Source organism: Sphingobacteriales bacterium (assembly GCA_016699615.1).
In the GTDB taxonomy this organism is placed as follows: Bacteria; Bacteroidota; Bacteroidia; order Chitinophagales; family JADIYW01; genus JADJSS01.
The window spans coordinates 959,760-977,522 of the sequence record CP064984.1 but is presented as its reverse complement, the minus strand read 5'-3'; the positions used below and the strand labels follow the sequence as shown (position 1 = coordinate 977,522).

Here is a 17,763-nt window from a genome sequence, read left to right as displayed (position 1 = left end):
ATCAGAAATATTTTGTTGTCATTATTTTAATGATATCTTGTATGTTTTTTTCCAACGCAAAGGATAAAAAAAGCAAGAAAAACTCTCCATACAAAAAGGCAAATATTGTACAAAAAGCTTGGGGCGATTTGACCACTAGAAACAACTGGTACTTTAATGCTAATGAAAGATACAAAGAAGCATTAAGACAATATGATTTAGCAAAAAAAATAGATTACAGTCAGACTATTCCATTTTATCTATACACACCAGAGAGCATGAAAAGTTATGCTGGTGATATGCAAACAATTGAAAAGAAAATGGGCATTGTCTTACAGATTAGAAATTATAGTAGATGGAAAGATAATGCATATTTATTGTTAGGGAAGGCACAATATATGCAAGAGAAAGTAGATACAGCATTAACCTCTTTTCAATACATTGTAACTACAATGAAGCCTGATAAACTAAATGCTCAAGTAGGATTTAGCAATAAGGATAGAATGAAGTACCTAAGAAAAAGAGAAAAGGAACTAAAAAAGAAAAATGGTGAACAACAAAAAATCATAGAACTTAAACTTAATCAAAATAAAAAAGAAGCTGAAAAAAAAGCTGATGAACTAAGAGATAAGCAACAAGAAGCTGTGGCAAATAAAAAGAAACAGCTAGAAGAAATTATTAAAGCAAAGAAAAAAATAATAGCATTACAGAAAAAAGGCAAAAAGATTCCACCAGAACTATTAGCAAAGGTAAAGCCACAAAAAAACAAAGTTGACTCTACATCAAAAGTAGAAGAAAAGCCTACTGAAACAAACACAACTAAAAATAAAGAAACAATTGATAAAACAAAACCATACATTTTAATTGATGATGAATGGGTGAAAAATCCATATTTTGTTGATACTACAAACAGAGACAAAGATGAACCATTGAAAGATGAGCTTTCTAAAAAAGAAGAAGAACAATGGAATAAACTAACATTTTGGGAAAAAATAAAACACAAACAAAGCAGACCTGAAGCATTAGTATGGATGGCAAGATCATTAATAGAATTGAATAGAGAAGCTGATGCAACAGGAATCATAGCATATTCTAAAGCATTGCGTAAGCTAACTAAAAAACAAAGAAAAGATATACATTTAGTAGATGCCTATCAGTACGTAAAGAAAAATAATATACCATTGGCTATTGAAAAATTAGAAAATGCAATGTTATTAATAAAGAAAAAAGATGAAAGAGCACATTATGAATTTATTCTTGCACAATTATACCAACAAAATAACCAACCAGCAGATGCAGTAGATTATTTCGAGAAAGTAATTAAGCATACTACTGATGATAAATTAGCATTTTATTCTAAATTAAAAATGACAGATATTTTTGCACATTACCCAGAATTATCTGATAAGAACGTAGAAAAAATGCTTGAGAAATTGGTGCGTTTTGGAAAAAACAAAGACGAAGCTGATGAAGTATATTATGAGTTAGCATTGTATGCATTAAACAACAATAAAGACACAGCAAAAGCATTAGAGCAATTACAAAAATCAGTTGAAGTAAGTACAATCAATACAAAACAAAAAGCACTTTCTCATTTACTAATGGGAAAAATTAATTTCAATAATGAACTGTATGCAAAAGCAAAAGATAATTATGACAGCACAATTGCATTCTTACCAAAAGAACACATAGAATATAAAGATGCAGAACTAAAACAATCTGTTTTAGAAGATTTGGCAAACTATTATACTATCGTTGTACAACAAGATAGTCTTCAAAAATTAGGGAAATTATCACCAAAAGAATTAGAAAAATATTTGGCTGATTTAGAATTTGAGAAACAAAAACTATTAAAGAAAAAGTCAAAACTTTCTGTTGAAGAAAACGAAGGAGGATTTTTAGGTGCAGAGGCAGCTATTACAAATTTCTCATCAAATGGAATGTGGTATTTTTACAATCAAGATTTGAAAAGTAAAGGATACAAACAATTCAAATTACTTTGGGGTAATAGACCATTAGAACCAAATTGGAGAAGAAGTCAGAAAACAATCTTTGATTCAGAGTTTGAAGAAACAGAAAATTTAGATGTAGTATCGAAGAAAGATAGCACGCAAAAAGTTACATCAAAAGATATAAAATTAGAAATTCCAAAAACACCAGAAGACTTTATAAAATCTGATAAACTTATTGCAGATGCATTGTACAATATTGGCGTTATCTTCAAAAATAAATTAAAGAATATACCTAAATCAAAACAATCATTTGATGAATTGATTAAAAGATTTCCAAACAGCGAATACGATGCTATTGCACACTATTATTTGTACCTAATTTATCTAGAACAAAATCTAAATGGTTTAGCTGAGAAAGAGAAAAGCTACATTTTAGAAAACTACCCATTGAGTGATGTCGCACAAAAATTAGGTAGTTTAAATCAACCAAAAAATACAACAATAAATGATGATAATATTTCAACACTTTATGCATCAACCTATCAATCATTCCAAGACAATGATTTCCCAAGAGTGTTAGAGAACAAAAAAGTAGCATTAAAAAAATACCCACAACATCCAGATTTAGCACAGTTCGATTTCTTAGAAGCATTAGCATATGGCAAACAAAAAGAATTAAAAAAATACAAACAATCACTATCAGATATAATTCTAAAATACCCAAATACAGAAATAAAACAAAAAGCACAAGACTATCTAATTGCGTTAATCCAATTTGAGAATAACCTAAAAGATTCTACAAAAAATATAGCTACAACACCAGAAATAAAAAAAGATACAGTAAAAATACCTACAATAGAATTTGAGTTTGACACAACAGATTTCTTAATTGTAGTCCAATTAAATAGTCCATACTTCAAATTGCAAGAAGTTGTCAATGACTTGAAAAAATACGCAGAAACCAAAGCAAGTGATAAAAAAATAAAACCAAATCCAGTATTCTTTGAGAATAAAGAAACCATAATTACACTCAGAAAATTTGAAACAATTGAAGAGGCTTCAAAATTCATGTTAAATCTAAACATAGACAAAAAACAACTGTTTAAAGAATTGTCAGAACAAGTTAGTTATTATATAGTAGCCAATAGCAATCTAAAACGAATCAAATCTTTCAATGACTTAAAACAATATGAAGAATATTTTATTAAAAAATATATAAATAATGAAGAGTAGTAAATTCCGTTCTCCTAAAATAGTGTGGTATGCTTTTTTTGCAGGTATTGGAGCACTTTTTCTTTTCTTTCTATTAATTAGAATTGGTGTTTTCGGCAAATTACCATCATTCGAAGAAATAGAAAATCCAAACGCCAACTTAGCATCAGAAATTTATTCAGCAGATTCTGTATTAATAGGAAAATTTTATGTCAACAATAGAAGCAATGTAAGTTTCGACCAGCTATCACCATGGTTAGAAAAAGCACTAGTATCTACAGAAGACAAAAGATTCTATGACCACTCAGGAATAGATTTTTATAGAACTTTTGCAGCAGTTTTAAACAAATTAACTTTTGGCTTGTTAGCATCTGATGGTGGCGGAAGTACCATTACACAACAGTTAGCTAAAAACATGTTTCACAAACAAGCAGGAAATATTTTTGAAAGAATAATCCAAAAAGCAAAAGAATATGTAATTGCAGTAATGTTAGAACGTAGATACACCAAGCACGAAATCATAGCAATGTATTTCAATACATTCGATTTTGTGAACAATGCAATTGGAATAGAAAGTGCATCTAGAATATACTTAGGAAAAAAACCTAAAGATTTATCTATAGAAGAAGCAGCAATGTTTGTAGGTATGCTACAAAATCCATCACTATACAATCCACGTAGAAACGAAACATTTAAAAAAAGATGCGAAACAAGAAGAGCAACAGTGTTGATGTTAATGATAGATAATAGTTACATTACCAATGCACAATATAAAGCATTAAAAGACAGACCAATACAATTAAATTTTACAGCAGAATCAGCATCAGATGGCTTAGCACCATACTTCAGACAAACATTGGCAGAGTATCTAAAAAAATGGGCAAAAGAAAATAAAAAACCAGATGGCACATCATACAACATATATACTGATGGTTTAAAAATATATACCACATTAGATACAAGAATGCAAAAACATGCAGAAGAAGCAGCAGTAGAGCATTTGCGCAACCATCAAAAAATAATGGATGCACAATTTAGAGGTGGCTGGAATCCTTGGAACAAAGAAATAGGACAAAAAATATTGCTTTCAGCTTGTAAAAATACAGACAGATGGCGTAATATGAAAGCAGAAGGTATGAGTGATGATAAAATATTAGAAGTATTTAAAACACAAAAAAACAGAATACAAGTTTTTACATACAATGGATTAAAAGATACCACACTCACACCATATGATTCTGTAAAATATTACAAGTCATTTTTACAAGTTGCATTCATGGTAATGGAACCCAATACAGGCTATGTAAAAGCATGGGTAGGTGGACCAAATTTCAATTACTTTAAATTAGATCACTGTAATACACAACGTCAAGTAGGTTCTACATTCAAACCTATTGTATATGCACTAGCAGTTGATAACGGCTGGTCGCCATGTATGGTCGTAGCACCAGGAAGTATTTGTATTGGTAATTGGTGTCCACGTGGTGGAAGCGGTGGGCCACAAACATTAAAACATGCTATTACAAAATCAGATAACAAAGTTGCAGCATATATTACATTAAAATTTGGAGTTCCATCAATTATCGATTTATCAAGAAAAATGGGAATTACATCTGATTTGCCACCTTATGCACCAATTTGTTTAGGAGCAGCAGATATTTCATTAAGTGAAATGATGACAGTGTACAGCACATTTCCAAATGCAGGTATTTCTACAAAACCACAATATCTATTAAGAATAGAAGATAAAGAGGGAAATATAGTACAAAACTTTACCACAGAAATGCGTGAAGTAATGAGTGATAATGTTGCTTATAAAATGGTAGATATGATGAAAGGACCAGTTGGTCCAGGTGGAACAGGAGCAAGTCTAAGAGGTAAATTTGGGTTGGGAGATATTAAAGGTCTTGCAGGTAAAACAGGTACAACGAACAAAAATACAGATGGATGGTTTATTGGTTATACACCACAATTGGTTGCTGGTGTATGGGTAGGTTGCGATGATCCAATCTTACACTTCTTATACACAGGAAATGGTATGGGTTCTGCTTCTGCAATGCCTATTTTTGGTAAGTTTATGAATAAAGCATACAATGATCCAAAATTAAAACTCAAAAAAGATATGAAATTCTTTACACCATCAGATTCTACACTTGTAAAAAATAGCTGTTCTGGCGATGGAGAAGAATATAATATTGATGATAGTTTTATAGGAAATGGAGATGCCATTGAAGAAAATTATGATACAGAGTATAAATATTAAATAGCATTAGTATGGAAGATGAAACATTAATAGTAAAAGATTGTAATGGTAATCAATTAAATGATGGAGATGCAGTTGTACTTACTCAAAGCCTAAAAGTAAAAGGCTCAAACTTAAATTTGAAAAAAGGTTTGGTTATAAAACGCATTAGATTAACAGACAACGAAGAAGAAATAGATTGCAAAGTAGATGGACAAAGCATTGTCCTTAAAACTTGTTTTCTAAAGAAAGGATAATGCTTATTCTAGTCAAAGAAGAAACCAGCAAGCAAATATAAATTGAGTGAGATAATAATAAATGCTATTATCCAAACAATTGCAGTTAGTATTTTTGAGTTTACGAAAACGCCCATCTTATCCTTATCACTTGTGAATAAGACCAACGGCACAACAGCAAAACTTAGTTGTGCAGACAATACTACTTGACTTAGCACCAATAGTTCTCCAGTTGCATTTTTACCATAGATTAATGATACTAATAATGCTGGCACAATGGCAATCAATCTTGTGATTAATCTGCGTAGCCATGCTTTTATTTTCAAATTCAAAAAACCTTCCATTACTATTTGTCCAGCAAGTGTACCAGTAAGTGTCGAATTTTGCCCAGCTGCCAACAGTGCAATTGCAAAAAATGTAGGTGCTATTTTTGCACCAAGTATAGGTTCAAGCATTCTATGTGCATCATATATATCAGCAATATCATGTAAATTATTTTTATGGAAAGTTGCTGCAGCTAAAATTAAGATAGCAGCATTAATAAAAAATGCAAGTGCCAAAGATACAGTAGAATCTATTGTTGCAAACTTTATAGCACTTCGTTTACTAGATTCAGTGTCTTCGTAATTTCTTGTTTGTATTATACTAGAGTGCAAGTACAAATTATGCGGCATTACTGTTGCACCCAAAATTCCAATACTAATATATAACATATCAGAATTAGTAATGATTTCTGTTCTTGGTATTAATCCATTTATCACTTCTGCAATTTGAGGTTGCGCTAATGCTAAGTTGTATATAAAACAAAATGATATGATAAATATCAATCCAGCAACAAAGGCTTCTATATATCTAAATCCTCTATTTTGTAGAGCTAATAGAATTAAGATATCTAAAACTGTGATAACGATGCCAACAGAAAGTGGAATGCCAAATAATAAATTGATAGCAATTGCAGAGCCAATTACTTCAGCTAAATCTGTAGCAGCAATAGCTATTTCTGCTAAAACCCATAATGAAAATGCTACAGGTTTGCTGTAATTGTCTTTACATGCTTGTGCCAAATCTCTACCTGATACAATTCCTAGTTTTAATGATAAGTGTTGCAATACCATTGCAAACAGATTTGACAATAATATGACTGTTAGTAATGTATATCCAAATCTTGAGCCACCTTCTATGTCTGTTGCCCAGTTTCCTGGATCCATGTAGCCAACAGCAACCATAAATCCTGGACCAGCAAATGCAAATAACTTTTTCCAATTATTTTTTATGTTATTTACATTCACAGAAGCATTTATTTCTGGAAGACTATTTCTCGTTCGCTCAAATTTCCATTTCGACATATACAAAAGTCATCTAAAAATTTTGATATTACAAATTTAATTTTTAGGTTTGTCTAAAAAAATGTACAGTATAGTTGAAGAAAATTACATTAAAAATATTTATCTATTAATAGAAAATAGTAATTCTACTATTGTTAAGACAAATGATATAGCATATAAACTAAATTATTCAGCTGCATCAGTAACTGATATGCTAAAGAAACTAGCAAGTAAAAACCTTATTACGTATAAAAAATATTATGGTGTAGAACTGACAAAGAAAGGCAGAAATCTAGCATTACATATCATTAGAAAACATAGACTTTGGGAACTTTTTTTAACCAGAGTATTGCACTTTACTTGGGATAAGGTACATGATATTGCAGAACAATTAGAGCATATACATTCAGATGAATTGATAGATAGTATTGATAAATTATTAAACTATCCAAAATTTGACCCACACGGCGATCCAATTCCTGATGCAAAAGGCAACATGGAAGCAATAGAAGTTACCATGCTATCTAATGCTACTATTAATAAGAAATATAAATTAGTACATTTTAGCAACCACAGTACTGCATTTTTAAAGTACATGAAAAAAATAAACTTATCATTGCAGCAAGTATTTTTAATTGTAGACATTGAAGAATTTGACAATAGTGTATGGATAAAAAATAGTTCGAAAAAAGATATTTATATTAGTGCAGAAGCTGCAAAATGCTTGTTTGTAACTTTGGTTTAAGTATGATGTATGAGTAGTAAATTATATAAAATAGAAGGCATTCCTGTCCCATTAAAATTATTTATTGAAAGAAGAAATAATGCTACTGTTTCTGTTACGCCACGAAATATAATTATTAGATTGCCTTCACATCTAAGTGCTGAAGAAAGACAAGAAATTACAGCCAAACATCTTGAATGGGCAAAAAAGACAATACAAGAAAAACAATTATTTGCATCATTCAAATCAAATGTTTTAGATTATCATCTTAAAACTATTACAATATACAATACTGAATTTCTGATTCATGTGCTTGAAAGTAAAACATCAAAAAATAAATTAAGTTATATTGGAAATTATACCATAGAATTACATTTATTAAAACAAGAATTTGAACAAAATAATGTGTCACTCATAAAAGAATTATTGATAAAATTTACAAATAAATTTTTTAGAAATAAAATTATTATTGAAACAAAAAGATTAAATGAATTGTATTTTAATGAAGCTATCAAAGATATTAAACTAAAATATTCTACATCAAAATGGGGCGCATGCTATCCTGATAGAACATTATTATTTTCTACAAAACTATTGTTGATGCCAAATGAAATTATAGAATATGTAATCATACATGAATTGGCACACTTAAAAGAAATGAACCATTCAGATAGATTTTGGAAATTAGTAAAAACAGCAATGCCAGATTATAAAAAACATGTACGTTGGTTAAAACTCAATCAAGGTAAATATGATTTTTAAATTGCCTATTGTTTTACAAACTTACTTTGAAAAATATCTTTATCTGTAATGCAATGTAGCATATAGATTCCATTTGATAAATTGGTCACAGCAATCGAAATTTCTTGACCACTTTTCTGTTCTTGATGTACCATCTTTCCATTCATATCATAGATTAGAACAGTAGCATCATTATTGTAATTTGACAACTCAAATTTTATAAATTCAGTAGTTGGATTTGGATATAATTGAATTGATTTAATACTATTTTTCTTAATGCTTGATACAATATAATTTAGGTTAACTGGTGTTGCCCAATTTCTATAACCAGAATTGCAGTTTGATGCTACACTCCAATTGTATTTATTTGTTGCATCATCTACTTGTATCGAAATGCTATTTGTGCTAGAAGTATATGTTTTTATAGTATTATTTGCACTGTCTAGCAATTGTATTTTATAGCCATTAACGTTTGGAGCATCATCCCAAGTAAGCAAATAGTTGCTAGTATCATTAGCAATAGCTTGCAAATTTTGAGGTGCATCACAAATTACATTTGTAGGAATGGTATTCTGTTTAAAAAAATTCCATGATAAAGATGACCATTTAATATCATTGTTTGTATTGCCAATTAATCCAAGAAAATAGTTTGGTGCGCCAGCCCAAGTGTGCCCACCATCCAATATTTTGTAAAACTTTGTTGTTACATTATCTGCACAATTATTATAAGTATAGGTAACTACACGACTGTTATCAGTATTATCAAGATTAGGTAATGTATCTATACTTGGAACAACATCACACAAATTATGTTCTTGCCATACTTTCTTGATGGTATCTATACTTGGAAAATTTAGCGGAATACCATTGTACGGTGTTATTGGATCTGAGGAACCATTGCATGCAATCATAGGCATACTGCGACTAGGCACACAAGTATTTATATTATCGTACACCATGCTTGCAACAACTGGAGCAATGGCAGCAATTCTATTACTTAAATCACAAGCTAATTTATAACTCATGAAACCACCAGCAGAATATCCACCAGCATATACTTTTTCTAAATCAATATTATATTTTAAATGTATTCTATCTATCAGCTCAGCCAAAAAACCAACATCATCCACACCAGATTGTATGAAGAAGAATGTACCCGAATTCCATCTTTTATCTATACCATTTGGATAGACCATAATACATCTTGCAGTATCAGCAACCTTATTAAATTCAGTATATTGCATATGAAATTTTCCATCTAATGTAAAGCCATGCATTTGAATTATCAATGGCAATTTTTCTGTTGGAGAATAATCCTTTGGTAAATATAACCAATAGGTTCTTAGCCTATTTTGGAAAGCAAACTGTCCAAATTGCTGTGCATAAATATTAATGCAAAAACTAAAAATAAAGCTGAATGTCAGTAATTTTTTTTTCATATAATGGAATGTTAATATAAATATAAGTTATTTGAGTTCATAATTAAACCATTTGGCAAGGAAATTGTTTAGATTTGAGTATGAGATATTTTTTAATTCCAATTACATTTTTATTGTTTTCATGTACACACCAAAAGCAAATACAAAATAGCACAGATACACAATATATCAAAGCAAAATTGATTAGGCAATCATGTGCTAGTACAGTAATTCAAATTTTAGATAAGAATTATTATACTTTAGCTGAAAAATGGACAGAAATGGGCACGAACAAAGTTGTAGAAAATGCAGTTGCAGTTGCCAATAAATGCGATATGCCTAAAACAATAAATGTGAATGATGAATTTTATTTTAAGGTTGTACCTAAAGAATCTACAAATCAAGAATGTATTGTTTGTATGATGATGGATTATCCACCAAACAAATCTGTTTATATTAAAGTAAAATAATTATTGTTGGATAAGTAGATTATCTAAAGCATTATCAAGATTTATATATTTAAACTGATAGCCAGCATTAATAATTTTGTTTGCACTACATCTATTGCTATTCAAAAGTATAATTACCATTTCGCCTAGTGCGATTTTTAGAGCAAACGATGGTACAGCAATTGGTGGTAAATGTTTCTCTAATTTCAATGATATTTTATCAGAAAATTCTTTATTTGAAACAGGATTTGGAGCAACAGCATTAAAAATTCCAGAGATATTGTTGTTTTGTATTGTGTAAAGATAAATTGCAATAATATCATCAAGATGTATCCAAGGCATATATTGTTTCCCATCAGAGAAATAAGTGCCAATAGAATATTTTGTTGATTGTATGATTTTTGGCAATACACCATAGTCTTTATCTAATACAATGCCAGTACGTAATATAGCTGTTCTTATATTTAATGATTGCATTTTTTTTGCTTCAGATTCCCAAGCAACACATACATCAGCTAAGAAATCATTTCCAGCAGCTGTGTCTTCATTCTGCCAAGTGTCCTTACCATCTCCGTAAATGCCAGCTCCAGAAGCACCAATGAATGTGTTAATGGTATGTTTTTGCTTGCTTAAAAAATTATACAATAGTTTTGTACTATTTACTCTACTATCTATAATTAATTTCCTTTGCGCAGATGACCATCTTTTTGAACCAATATTTTCTCCAGCCAAATGTATAATTGCAGTAGCATTGTTAAATACATTTTCATCAATATATCCATCTTCTATATTCCATCTATATTCGTTCTCCTTCTTCGGATTTCTTGTTAAAATATTGAATTCAATATCATTCTGTTTTAATAAATATTGTAGGCTTTTTCCAATAAAACCATTTCCACCTGTTATTATTATTTTTGGCATAAATAATAGAGTTTTAAGAATTAAAATTACTACATTTGCAACAACTAGTTAACCTAAATTTAATTATGCGTATTAAGAACATAATATTCCTGTCCTTAGTTCTATTCCTAATATTTTTTGTTTTAGGATCAATAAAATTTTATGGTGGAAGTAAAGATAAAGTTTATAAAAATCAAGTAGTTATACATAATTTATCTGATCCAAAAGGAATTAATCCAATTACAGTTTCTGATGCTACTACACGAAACTATGTTGCACCATATATGTTTCAAAATTTAATAAGCTTTGATTATAGAACTTTGAAGTTAATTCCAGTGCTTGCAACAGAAGTACCAGAAGTTATTGCCAATGGAGATAAACTAGAAGTTACATTTAATATTAGACCAGAAGCGACTTGGGATAATGGAACACCTGTTACATCTGCAGATGTTGCATTCACCATAAAAAGTGTAATGTGTCCTGGAGCAAATACAGTTCATTTACAATCTGCTTGTGATTTCATAGAAAAGATGATTACCTATCCTGAGGATATCAGAAAGATTACTTTTATTTGTACGAAGTACATGGATATCTTGTCAAGTTTTCCTTATGAAACAAGAGTATTGCCAGAATATATTTTTGACTCTAAAAAGATATTAAGAAAATATACATTACAACAATTTAAAGACGCATCTGAATCTATAAAAAACTCAAAAGAGATTAAAGAATTTACAGAATTATTCAACTCAGATAAATTTGCAAGAGATGAAAGTTTAATGTTGGGTTCTGGTGCATATAAATTGAAAAAATTTGAAACAGGACAAAGAGTGATCTTAGAAAGAAAAGCAAATTGGTGGGGCGATAAAATGAATAAAGTAAATCACTACTTTGAAGCATATCCTAAATATTTGATATACGAAGTAATTAACGATTTTAATACAGCATTTACAGCATTAAAAAACGAACAATTAGATTTTATTTTTTCTACACCTATAAAACCATATATAGATTTAGACTTGTCGCCAAAATTCACAAAGAATTTTGTGAAATCTAATCCAGTTATGCTTGGTTATCAGTGTATAGGTATGAACCACAAAGATCCAATTCTAAGTGATTTGAGCGTAAGAAAAGCATTAGCATATCTTACAAATGTAGACCAAATGATAGAAAAGATTTTTTATGGAAAAGCAAAACGCACAATAGGCTCTGTGCAACCAGGAAAAGCATACTATAATGACACAATAGTTCCTTATGAATATAATTTAGATAAAGCGATAAAATTATTGAAAGATGCTGGATGGAAAGATTCAGATGGTGATGGCGTCTTAGATAAAATTATTAATGGAAAGAAAATTAAATTTGAACTTTCATATAATTACAACAGTGGAAATCCATTGAGAGAAATGGTTGGATTGTTGATTCAGAAATCGTACAAACAAGTTGGAATTAGTGTCAATATAAAACCTTTAGAATGGTCTTTGTATTTAGATGAATTACAAAAACATAATTGTCAATTGTGGTATCAAGGGTGGGTATCAGCACCAGGAATTGATGATGATAAACAAATCTATCACACATCAAGTGCTGTGGATGGTTCAAATTATATGAGTTTTGGTAGCGCAGAATCAGATAGATTGTTAGATGAAATAAGAACAGAATTAGATGATGAAGAAAGAAATAAGCATTTCCTTAAATGGCAGGAAATACAACATGAGCAACTGCCATACATCTATTTATATGTTCAAGATTATAGGAATGCAATCCATAAAAGATTTGAAAATGTAATAGAAAGTTCTGTTTATCCAGGTATCTGGTTTAGTTCCTTGCAAGTAAAGAAAGAGTATAAAGTAAAAGATTAATAGTATAAAATGTTTAAATATATATTAAAACGCATATTGATTTTTATTCCTACTTTGTTAATGATAGCATTAGCTACATTCTACCTTAGTGTGAGTGTGCCTGGAGATCCAGTAGAGCAAATGCTAACCACCAACAATGATGCAGGAAGTAGTGCAAATGCAAAAGCATCAGAAGAAGCATACATAGCAAAAAGAAAAGAACTAGGTTTAGATTTGCCAGTATTCTATTTTTCAGTGTCTAACCAAGCAACACCTAAAGATTTATATACAATACCTAAAAAATTCCACAGACAAAATTTATCTAATTTAGTTGATAAATATGGTAATTGGACTGAAATTGACACCTACTACAAACAATTGCAACAATTCTCTTATCAAACAGCAGATGTAGTATCAGATTCATCAAATGCAGATTTACTTATTTCAATCAGAGAAAATATACAAAAGCTTTTTATTGAAAGTGATGATGCTGTTGTATTACACGCATTCGATGACATCAATGCAAATATTAATAAAGATGTAGCACTGAAAGATAAGTTACAAACTTCTGCAGTAAAGACTGAAAATGCATATGCATCAATAAAAGAACAAGCTACACCAAATAAAAGATTAATACCAGCAATTCATTGGTATGGCACAAATAATCAATTTCACAATTGGATTACAAATTTTATTCAAGGAGATTTTGGCACATCATTCCAAGATGGAAGACCAGTGAAAAGCGTAATTTGGGGCGCAGTAAGATGGACATTAATACTAAGTTTTATTTCTATCGTACTTACTTATTTAATTTCTATTCCATTAGGAATTACATCAGCAGCAAATAAAGATAATCTAAAAGACCAAAGTATATCTACATCATTATTTGTGTTGTATTCATTACCAAATTTCTGGGTTGCAACCTTATTAATTCTATTTTTTGGAGGAGGCGATTTCTTTGACTTTTATCCAGCAAATGGAATTGGACAAATTGATGACTCAATGTCACTCATAGAAAAAATTTGGACAAGAACACATCATCTAATTTTACCAATTATTTGTTTTACTTATGGAAGCTTAGCATTTTTATCAAGACAAATGCGTGGTGCAATGATTAATACTTTGTCACAAGATTATATAAGAACTGCAAGAGCTAAAGGCTTAGACGAAGAAACTGTATTGTGGAAACATGCATTGAAAAATTCACTAATTCCAATCATCACATTATTTGCCAATGTATTCCCATTGCTGATAAGTGGTGCTGTAATTTTAGAATTTAAGTTCACAATTCCAGGAATGGGAAAAACAGCTTACGAAGCCTTGTTGGCAAGAGATTATCCAATTGTGTACACTATAGTAATGTTTTCTGCAATTCTAACATTAGTTGGTTATTTAGTAGCAGATATTTTATATGCAGTAGTTGATCCAAGAATTAAGTTTGATAAAAAATAATGCAATGACAGAAACGAATAATAATACACCAGCTATCAAGCAAGATTATTGGTCTTATGTTAAAAGACAGTTTAAACGCAATAAACGTGCTGTAATATCATTATACATTGTAGTATTTATGGCATTTATAGCAATCTTTGCAGATGTATTGGCAAATGAAAAACCAATAGTTTGCACATATGAAGGCAAAACATATTTTCCAATATTTAATGAATATTTATCTAGTTTAAAATTAACCAAACCAAATGCAGAATTAAATAATATTTCTTGGATTGATACAAAATTTGATTTTGCAATAAGACCATTAATTCCATATTCTCCAAATACACAAGATATTCTAAATTTTGGATATGTATCGCCATTCCAAAAACAAGACGTACCAAGTGTCAGATGGAGACATTGGCTAGGAACAGAATCAATTGGCAGAGATATTTTATCAGCATTAATACATGGAACAAGAGTAGCATTTTTAGTAGGTATAATTTCTATGTCTATTGCAAGTATTATAGGTATAATATTAGGTGCATTAGCTGGTTTCTTTGGCGATAATAGATTGCGAATTTCAAGAGCAAGTATGTTGATGCTTGCAATATTTTTATTCTTTGGATTCTTTTATGCATTTACATTCAAAAAATTATTCTTAGGATTAGCTATTATTTTATTATCAATTTGCATAGCATATTTCGCAGGCTTTATTTTAAAGCCAATACCATTCTTTAAAAAGAAATCAGCAATACCTATTGATATTTTAGTACAAAGATTAATTGAAATCTTAGTTTCTATACCACGATTATTTTTAATTATAGGAATTGTTGCCATTGCAAAACCAAGTATATTTCTAGTTATGGTTGTAATTGGGCTTACCTCATGGACAGAAATTGCAAGATTTATCAGAGCTGAGTTATTAAAAATTAGAAATCTAGAGTATATTGAAGCAGCAGATGCATTAGGCTATTCAAAATGGAGAGTACTTATAAAACATGCTATTCCGAATGCCATAGGACCAGTTTTAATTACAATTGCATTTGGTATAGCAGCAGCTATATTAATAGAATCATTCTTATCATTTTTAGGTTTAGGTATACCACCTGAAACATTAACTTGGGGAAAATTGTTATCTTTAGCAGGTGGAGGAAAATCAGAATTGTGGGTTGCTATATTTCCAGGATTTGCTATTTTCCTAACTGTAACTTTATTTAATTTAATTGGAGAAGGATTGACTGATGCATTAGACCCAAGACAGAAAAAATAATTTTGATGAGATACATTGCACAAAATATTATATCATTAGCTTTATGCTTAATATTAGCTTGTCTTCAACAAACAGTACATGCACAAAATGTATATACATCATCGCAAGAAAAAATATTAAATAAGTTTGCAGATTACGAAATACTTGGAAAAAATGAATTAGGTACAGTAATTTATTATTATGGAGAATCAAGTCATCAACTTAGTATTTTAGATGATAAGCTAAATTCTATAGCAAAGAAAGATATTGCCATACAAAGCAACAGCATAGAAGACGTGGTACTTTTGAATGATAAAATTCTAGTAACTTATGTGCAAAATACGTATGATATACAATATTGCAAAGGCATTGTGTTTGGGAAAAATCTAAATATTATAGAGTATGTTACCCTAGATTCTATTTCAGCAAAATTAGATAATAAAAACCATTTTTACACCAAATCATCTCCAGACAATTCTAAAATATTATCATTTACAATAATTAAAAATAAAGGAAATACACATATACGTTTTGCTAGCTACGATGCAAATTTTAAAGCATTAACAAAAAATTTATTTACTGTTAATGGCACTGATAATATTTCTGTGCGCTCAGTAAAAATTAATAACAACGGATTTGTTTATGGAATTTTTGGTCAAGAAGATAGATGGAATAATGATGACTATTCTTTTGATAAATACACAGTTCTAATTTATAATCAAGATTCAAAAACTATATTTGAGTCAGAAATAAAAGACTATAATATTGCATTTAAGAAATTGATTTCAGATATTAATTTAGAGAAAGACATCTTATACATTTTGTGTGCTTATAAAAATCAAGTCAATAAAGAAGACTTAGGATTTTATTATAGAATAGTAGATTTGCGCACCAATAATATTTTAACTGAAAAATATACGCAAGTTACTGAAGAAGAAGTAAAGAATAGTCAAACTTATGAATTAAAAAATTGGAGAGATAAAGTATTTACATTATCACCAAAAAAGATAATTCCACGCAGCGATGGTGGTTTTGTTTTTGCTGTAGAAGGAGAATTCTCATACGAAATTCAAGATAGACCAGTTACCAGCAATTACTACAATCCAGTTTTTGGAAGTATACCACAAACAGTAAGAACAATACAAAAAAATAATATTGGAGATATAATTATATATTCAGTTGCAAATAACGGAAAAGTAGATTGGAAAAATTATATTTATAAAACACAACAAAGCGAAAATGATGATGCCTATAGATCTTCGTTTAGCTTATTTGAGGCAAACAATGTGCTAAAATTTATCTATAATGAAGATATTAGCAACTCAGGAAATTTTGTAGAATACAACGTAAATCCAAATGGCAAGTACAAACGATTAAGTATTTTAAATACATTAAAAGAAGAACTAAACTTATTGCCTAAAAAAGCAACACAATTAGATGCAAACTCTATCTTAATTCCAAGTGAGAATAAAAGATACCTTCAGTTTGTCAAAATTAGCTATTAAGCTATTTCTTTTTAAAATCCAAGCATCTAAACCTAATATCGCATTACTAGTTTGAGTAGCATGTATAGAAAATAGTAAGTTGCAATTATTATAAGTATCAGGAAGTACAATATTTTGTGACTTGCTAGAAAAATTTATTACAATCAATAAATTAGTATGGTCTAAACTACGCTCATATGCCAATACATTTTTATTTTTTATATCAATGATTTGTATTCTACCAGATTGCAATACTTCATTCTCTTTTCTTATTGATAATAATTTTTTGTATATATAATAAATGCTATTTTTATTTTGGATAGCATTTTCTACATTGCAAGTAGCATAATCTTGATGCACAGGAAGCCATGTGGTATTGTTGGTAGAAAATCCTGCGTTCAATGCACTGTTCCATTGCATTGGCGTTCTGCAAGCATCTCTGTTTATTGCTACAGGCAATAGATTAGCTACAAACTGTGGCACCCAAGTAAACGATTTTGCCAAAGTATCTTTTGCTTTTTTTATTGGAATGATGGTGTTTTGCATACCAATTTCTTCACCATAGTAGGTAGTAGGCACT

At 29.8% G+C, this 17,763-nt stretch carries 14 protein-coding genes; 10 read left to right on the top strand and 4 right to left on the bottom strand.

The window, feature by feature from the left end:
• Window positions 1–41 precede the first annotated feature (41 nt).
• The 3 genes from IPK18_04740 to IPK18_04730 are packed head-to-tail and all read left to right on the top strand — an operon-like array spanning window position 42 to window position 5,642.
• Window positions 42–3,164, top strand: a complete 3,123-nt coding sequence (locus IPK18_04740) for a tetratricopeptide repeat protein (protein QQR98826.1) — start codon at window positions 42–44, stop codon at window positions 3,162–3,164.
• The gene (locus IPK18_04735; GenBank protein ID QQR98825.1) at window positions 3,154–5,406 is read left to right on the top strand and encodes a transglycosylase domain-containing protein; all 2,253 of its coding nucleotides are present in this window, start codon (window positions 3,154–3,156) and stop codon (window positions 5,404–5,406) included. Before IPK18_04740 ends, IPK18_04735 begins: the two co-directional genes overlap by 11 nt.
• 11 nt (window positions 5,407–5,417) lie before the next feature.
• Entirely contained in the window at window positions 5,418–5,642 is a 225-nt protein-coding gene (locus tag IPK18_04730) for an alkylphosphonate utilization protein (GenBank protein QQR98824.1), read from the top strand.
• 8 nt (window positions 5,643–5,650) lie between these two features.
• Here IPK18_04730 and IPK18_04725 read toward each other — a convergent pair whose 3' ends face one another.
• Window positions 5,651–6,967, bottom strand: coding sequence for an Nramp family divalent metal transporter (locus tag IPK18_04725; GenBank protein QQR98823.1), 1,317 nt, complete (start codon window positions 6,965–6,967; stop codon window positions 5,651–5,653).
• A gap of 61 nt (window positions 6,968–7,028) precedes the next feature.
• On the opposite strand from IPK18_04725, the gene IPK18_04720 reads away from it, so the two are divergent.
• A complete protein-coding gene (locus IPK18_04720) occupies window positions 7,029–7,691 on the top strand; it encodes a metal-dependent transcriptional regulator (protein ID QQR98822.1) in 663 nt (220 codons plus the stop codon).
• Window positions 7,692–7,700: 9 nt separating this feature from the next.
• Window positions 7,701–8,432, top strand: coding sequence for a DUF45 domain-containing protein (locus IPK18_04715; GenBank protein QQR98821.1), 732 nt, complete (start codon window positions 7,701–7,703; stop codon window positions 8,430–8,432).
• Window positions 8,433–8,437: 5 nt separating this feature from the next.
• Here IPK18_04715 and IPK18_04710 read toward each other — a convergent pair whose 3' ends face one another.
• Window positions 8,438–9,850: a T9SS type A sorting domain-containing protein gene (locus IPK18_04710; protein QQR98820.1), complete on the bottom strand. Its 1,413-nt coding sequence runs from the start codon at window positions 9,848–9,850 to the stop codon at window positions 8,438–8,440.
• A gap of 80 nt (window positions 9,851–9,930) precedes the next feature.
• Here IPK18_04710 and IPK18_04705 point away from each other — a divergent pair, with 80 nt between their 5' ends.
• Complete coding sequence (locus IPK18_04705; GenBank protein ID QQR98819.1) at window positions 9,931–10,299, top strand: hypothetical protein; 369 nt, start codon at window positions 9,931–9,933, stop codon at window positions 10,297–10,299.
• On the opposite strand, the gene IPK18_04700 is transcribed toward IPK18_04705, so the two are convergent.
• Window positions 10,300–11,199, bottom strand: coding sequence for a TIGR01777 family protein (locus IPK18_04700; GenBank protein QQR98818.1), 900 nt, complete (start codon window positions 11,197–11,199; stop codon window positions 10,300–10,302).
• Window positions 11,200–11,264: 65 nt separating this feature from the next.
• On the opposite strand from IPK18_04700, the gene IPK18_04695 reads away from it, so the two are divergent.
• The 4 genes from IPK18_04695 to IPK18_04680 are packed head-to-tail and all read left to right on the top strand — an operon-like array spanning window position 11,265 to window position 17,204.
• Window positions 11,265–13,037: a hypothetical protein gene (locus tag IPK18_04695; GenBank protein QQR98817.1), complete on the top strand. Its 1,773-nt coding sequence runs from the start codon at window positions 11,265–11,267 to the stop codon at window positions 13,035–13,037.
• A gap of 9 nt (window positions 13,038–13,046) precedes the next feature.
• Window positions 13,047–14,468, top strand: a complete 1,422-nt coding sequence (locus IPK18_04690) for an ABC transporter permease (GenBank protein QQR98816.1) — start codon at window positions 13,047–13,049, stop codon at window positions 14,466–14,468.
• Window positions 14,469–14,472: 4 nt separating this feature from the next.
• Complete coding sequence (locus IPK18_04685; GenBank protein ID QQR98815.1) at window positions 14,473–15,720, top strand: ABC transporter permease; 1,248 nt, start codon at window positions 14,473–14,475, stop codon at window positions 15,718–15,720.
• Window positions 15,721–15,725: 5 nt separating this feature from the next.
• The gene (locus tag IPK18_04680; protein QQR98814.1) at window positions 15,726–17,204 is read left to right on the top strand and encodes a hypothetical protein; all 1,479 of its coding nucleotides are present in this window, start codon (window positions 15,726–15,728) and stop codon (window positions 17,202–17,204) included.
• On the opposite strand, the gene IPK18_04675 is transcribed toward IPK18_04680, so the two are convergent.
• Window positions 17,151–17,729 carry an alpha-glucosidase C-terminal domain-containing protein gene (locus IPK18_04675; protein ID QQR99295.1) on the bottom strand — a complete coding sequence of 193 codons (579 nt, stop codon included), beginning with the start codon at window positions 17,727–17,729 and terminating at the stop codon, window positions 17,151–17,153. The two genes, IPK18_04680 and IPK18_04675, sit on opposite strands and share 54 nt — an antisense overlap.
• Window positions 17,730–17,763: the final 34 nt, after the last annotated feature.

Coding starts and splice junctions, on each gene's coding strand:
- IPK18_04680 (QQR98814.1), top strand. CDS start 15,726: ATGAGATACATTGCACAAAATATTATATCATTAGCTTTATGCTTAATA.
- IPK18_04720 (QQR98822.1), top strand. CDS start 7,029: ATGTACAGTATAGTTGAAGAAAATTACATTAAAAATATTTATCTATTA.
- IPK18_04725 (QQR98823.1), bottom strand. CDS start 6,967: ATGTCGAAATGGAAATTTGAGCGAACGAGAAATAGTCTTCCAGAAATA.
- IPK18_04685 (QQR98815.1), top strand. CDS start 14,473: ATGACAGAAACGAATAATAATACACCAGCTATCAAGCAAGATTATTGG.
- IPK18_04705 (QQR98819.1), top strand. CDS start 9,931: ATGAGATATTTTTTAATTCCAATTACATTTTTATTGTTTTCATGTACA.
- IPK18_04675 (QQR99295.1), bottom strand. CDS start 17,729: ATGCAAAACACCATCATTCCAATAAAAAAAGCAAAAGATACTTTGGCA.
- IPK18_04710 (QQR98820.1), bottom strand. CDS start 9,850: ATGAAAAAAAAATTACTGACATTCAGCTTTATTTTTAGTTTTTGCATT.
- IPK18_04715 (QQR98821.1), top strand. CDS start 7,701: ATGAGTAGTAAATTATATAAAATAGAAGGCATTCCTGTCCCATTAAAA.
- IPK18_04695 (QQR98817.1), top strand. CDS start 11,265: ATGCGTATTAAGAACATAATATTCCTGTCCTTAGTTCTATTCCTAATA.
- IPK18_04740 (QQR98826.1), top strand. CDS start 42: ATGTTTTTTTCCAACGCAAAGGATAAAAAAAGCAAGAAAAACTCTCCA.
- IPK18_04730 (QQR98824.1), top strand. CDS start 5,418: ATGGAAGATGAAACATTAATAGTAAAAGATTGTAATGGTAATCAATTA.
- IPK18_04690 (QQR98816.1), top strand. CDS start 13,047: ATGTTTAAATATATATTAAAACGCATATTGATTTTTATTCCTACTTTG.
- IPK18_04700 (QQR98818.1), bottom strand. CDS start 11,199: ATGCCAAAAATAATAATAACAGGTGGAAATGGTTTTATTGGAAAAAGC.
- IPK18_04735 (QQR98825.1), top strand. CDS start 3,154: ATGAAGAGTAGTAAATTCCGTTCTCCTAAAATAGTGTGGTATGCTTTT.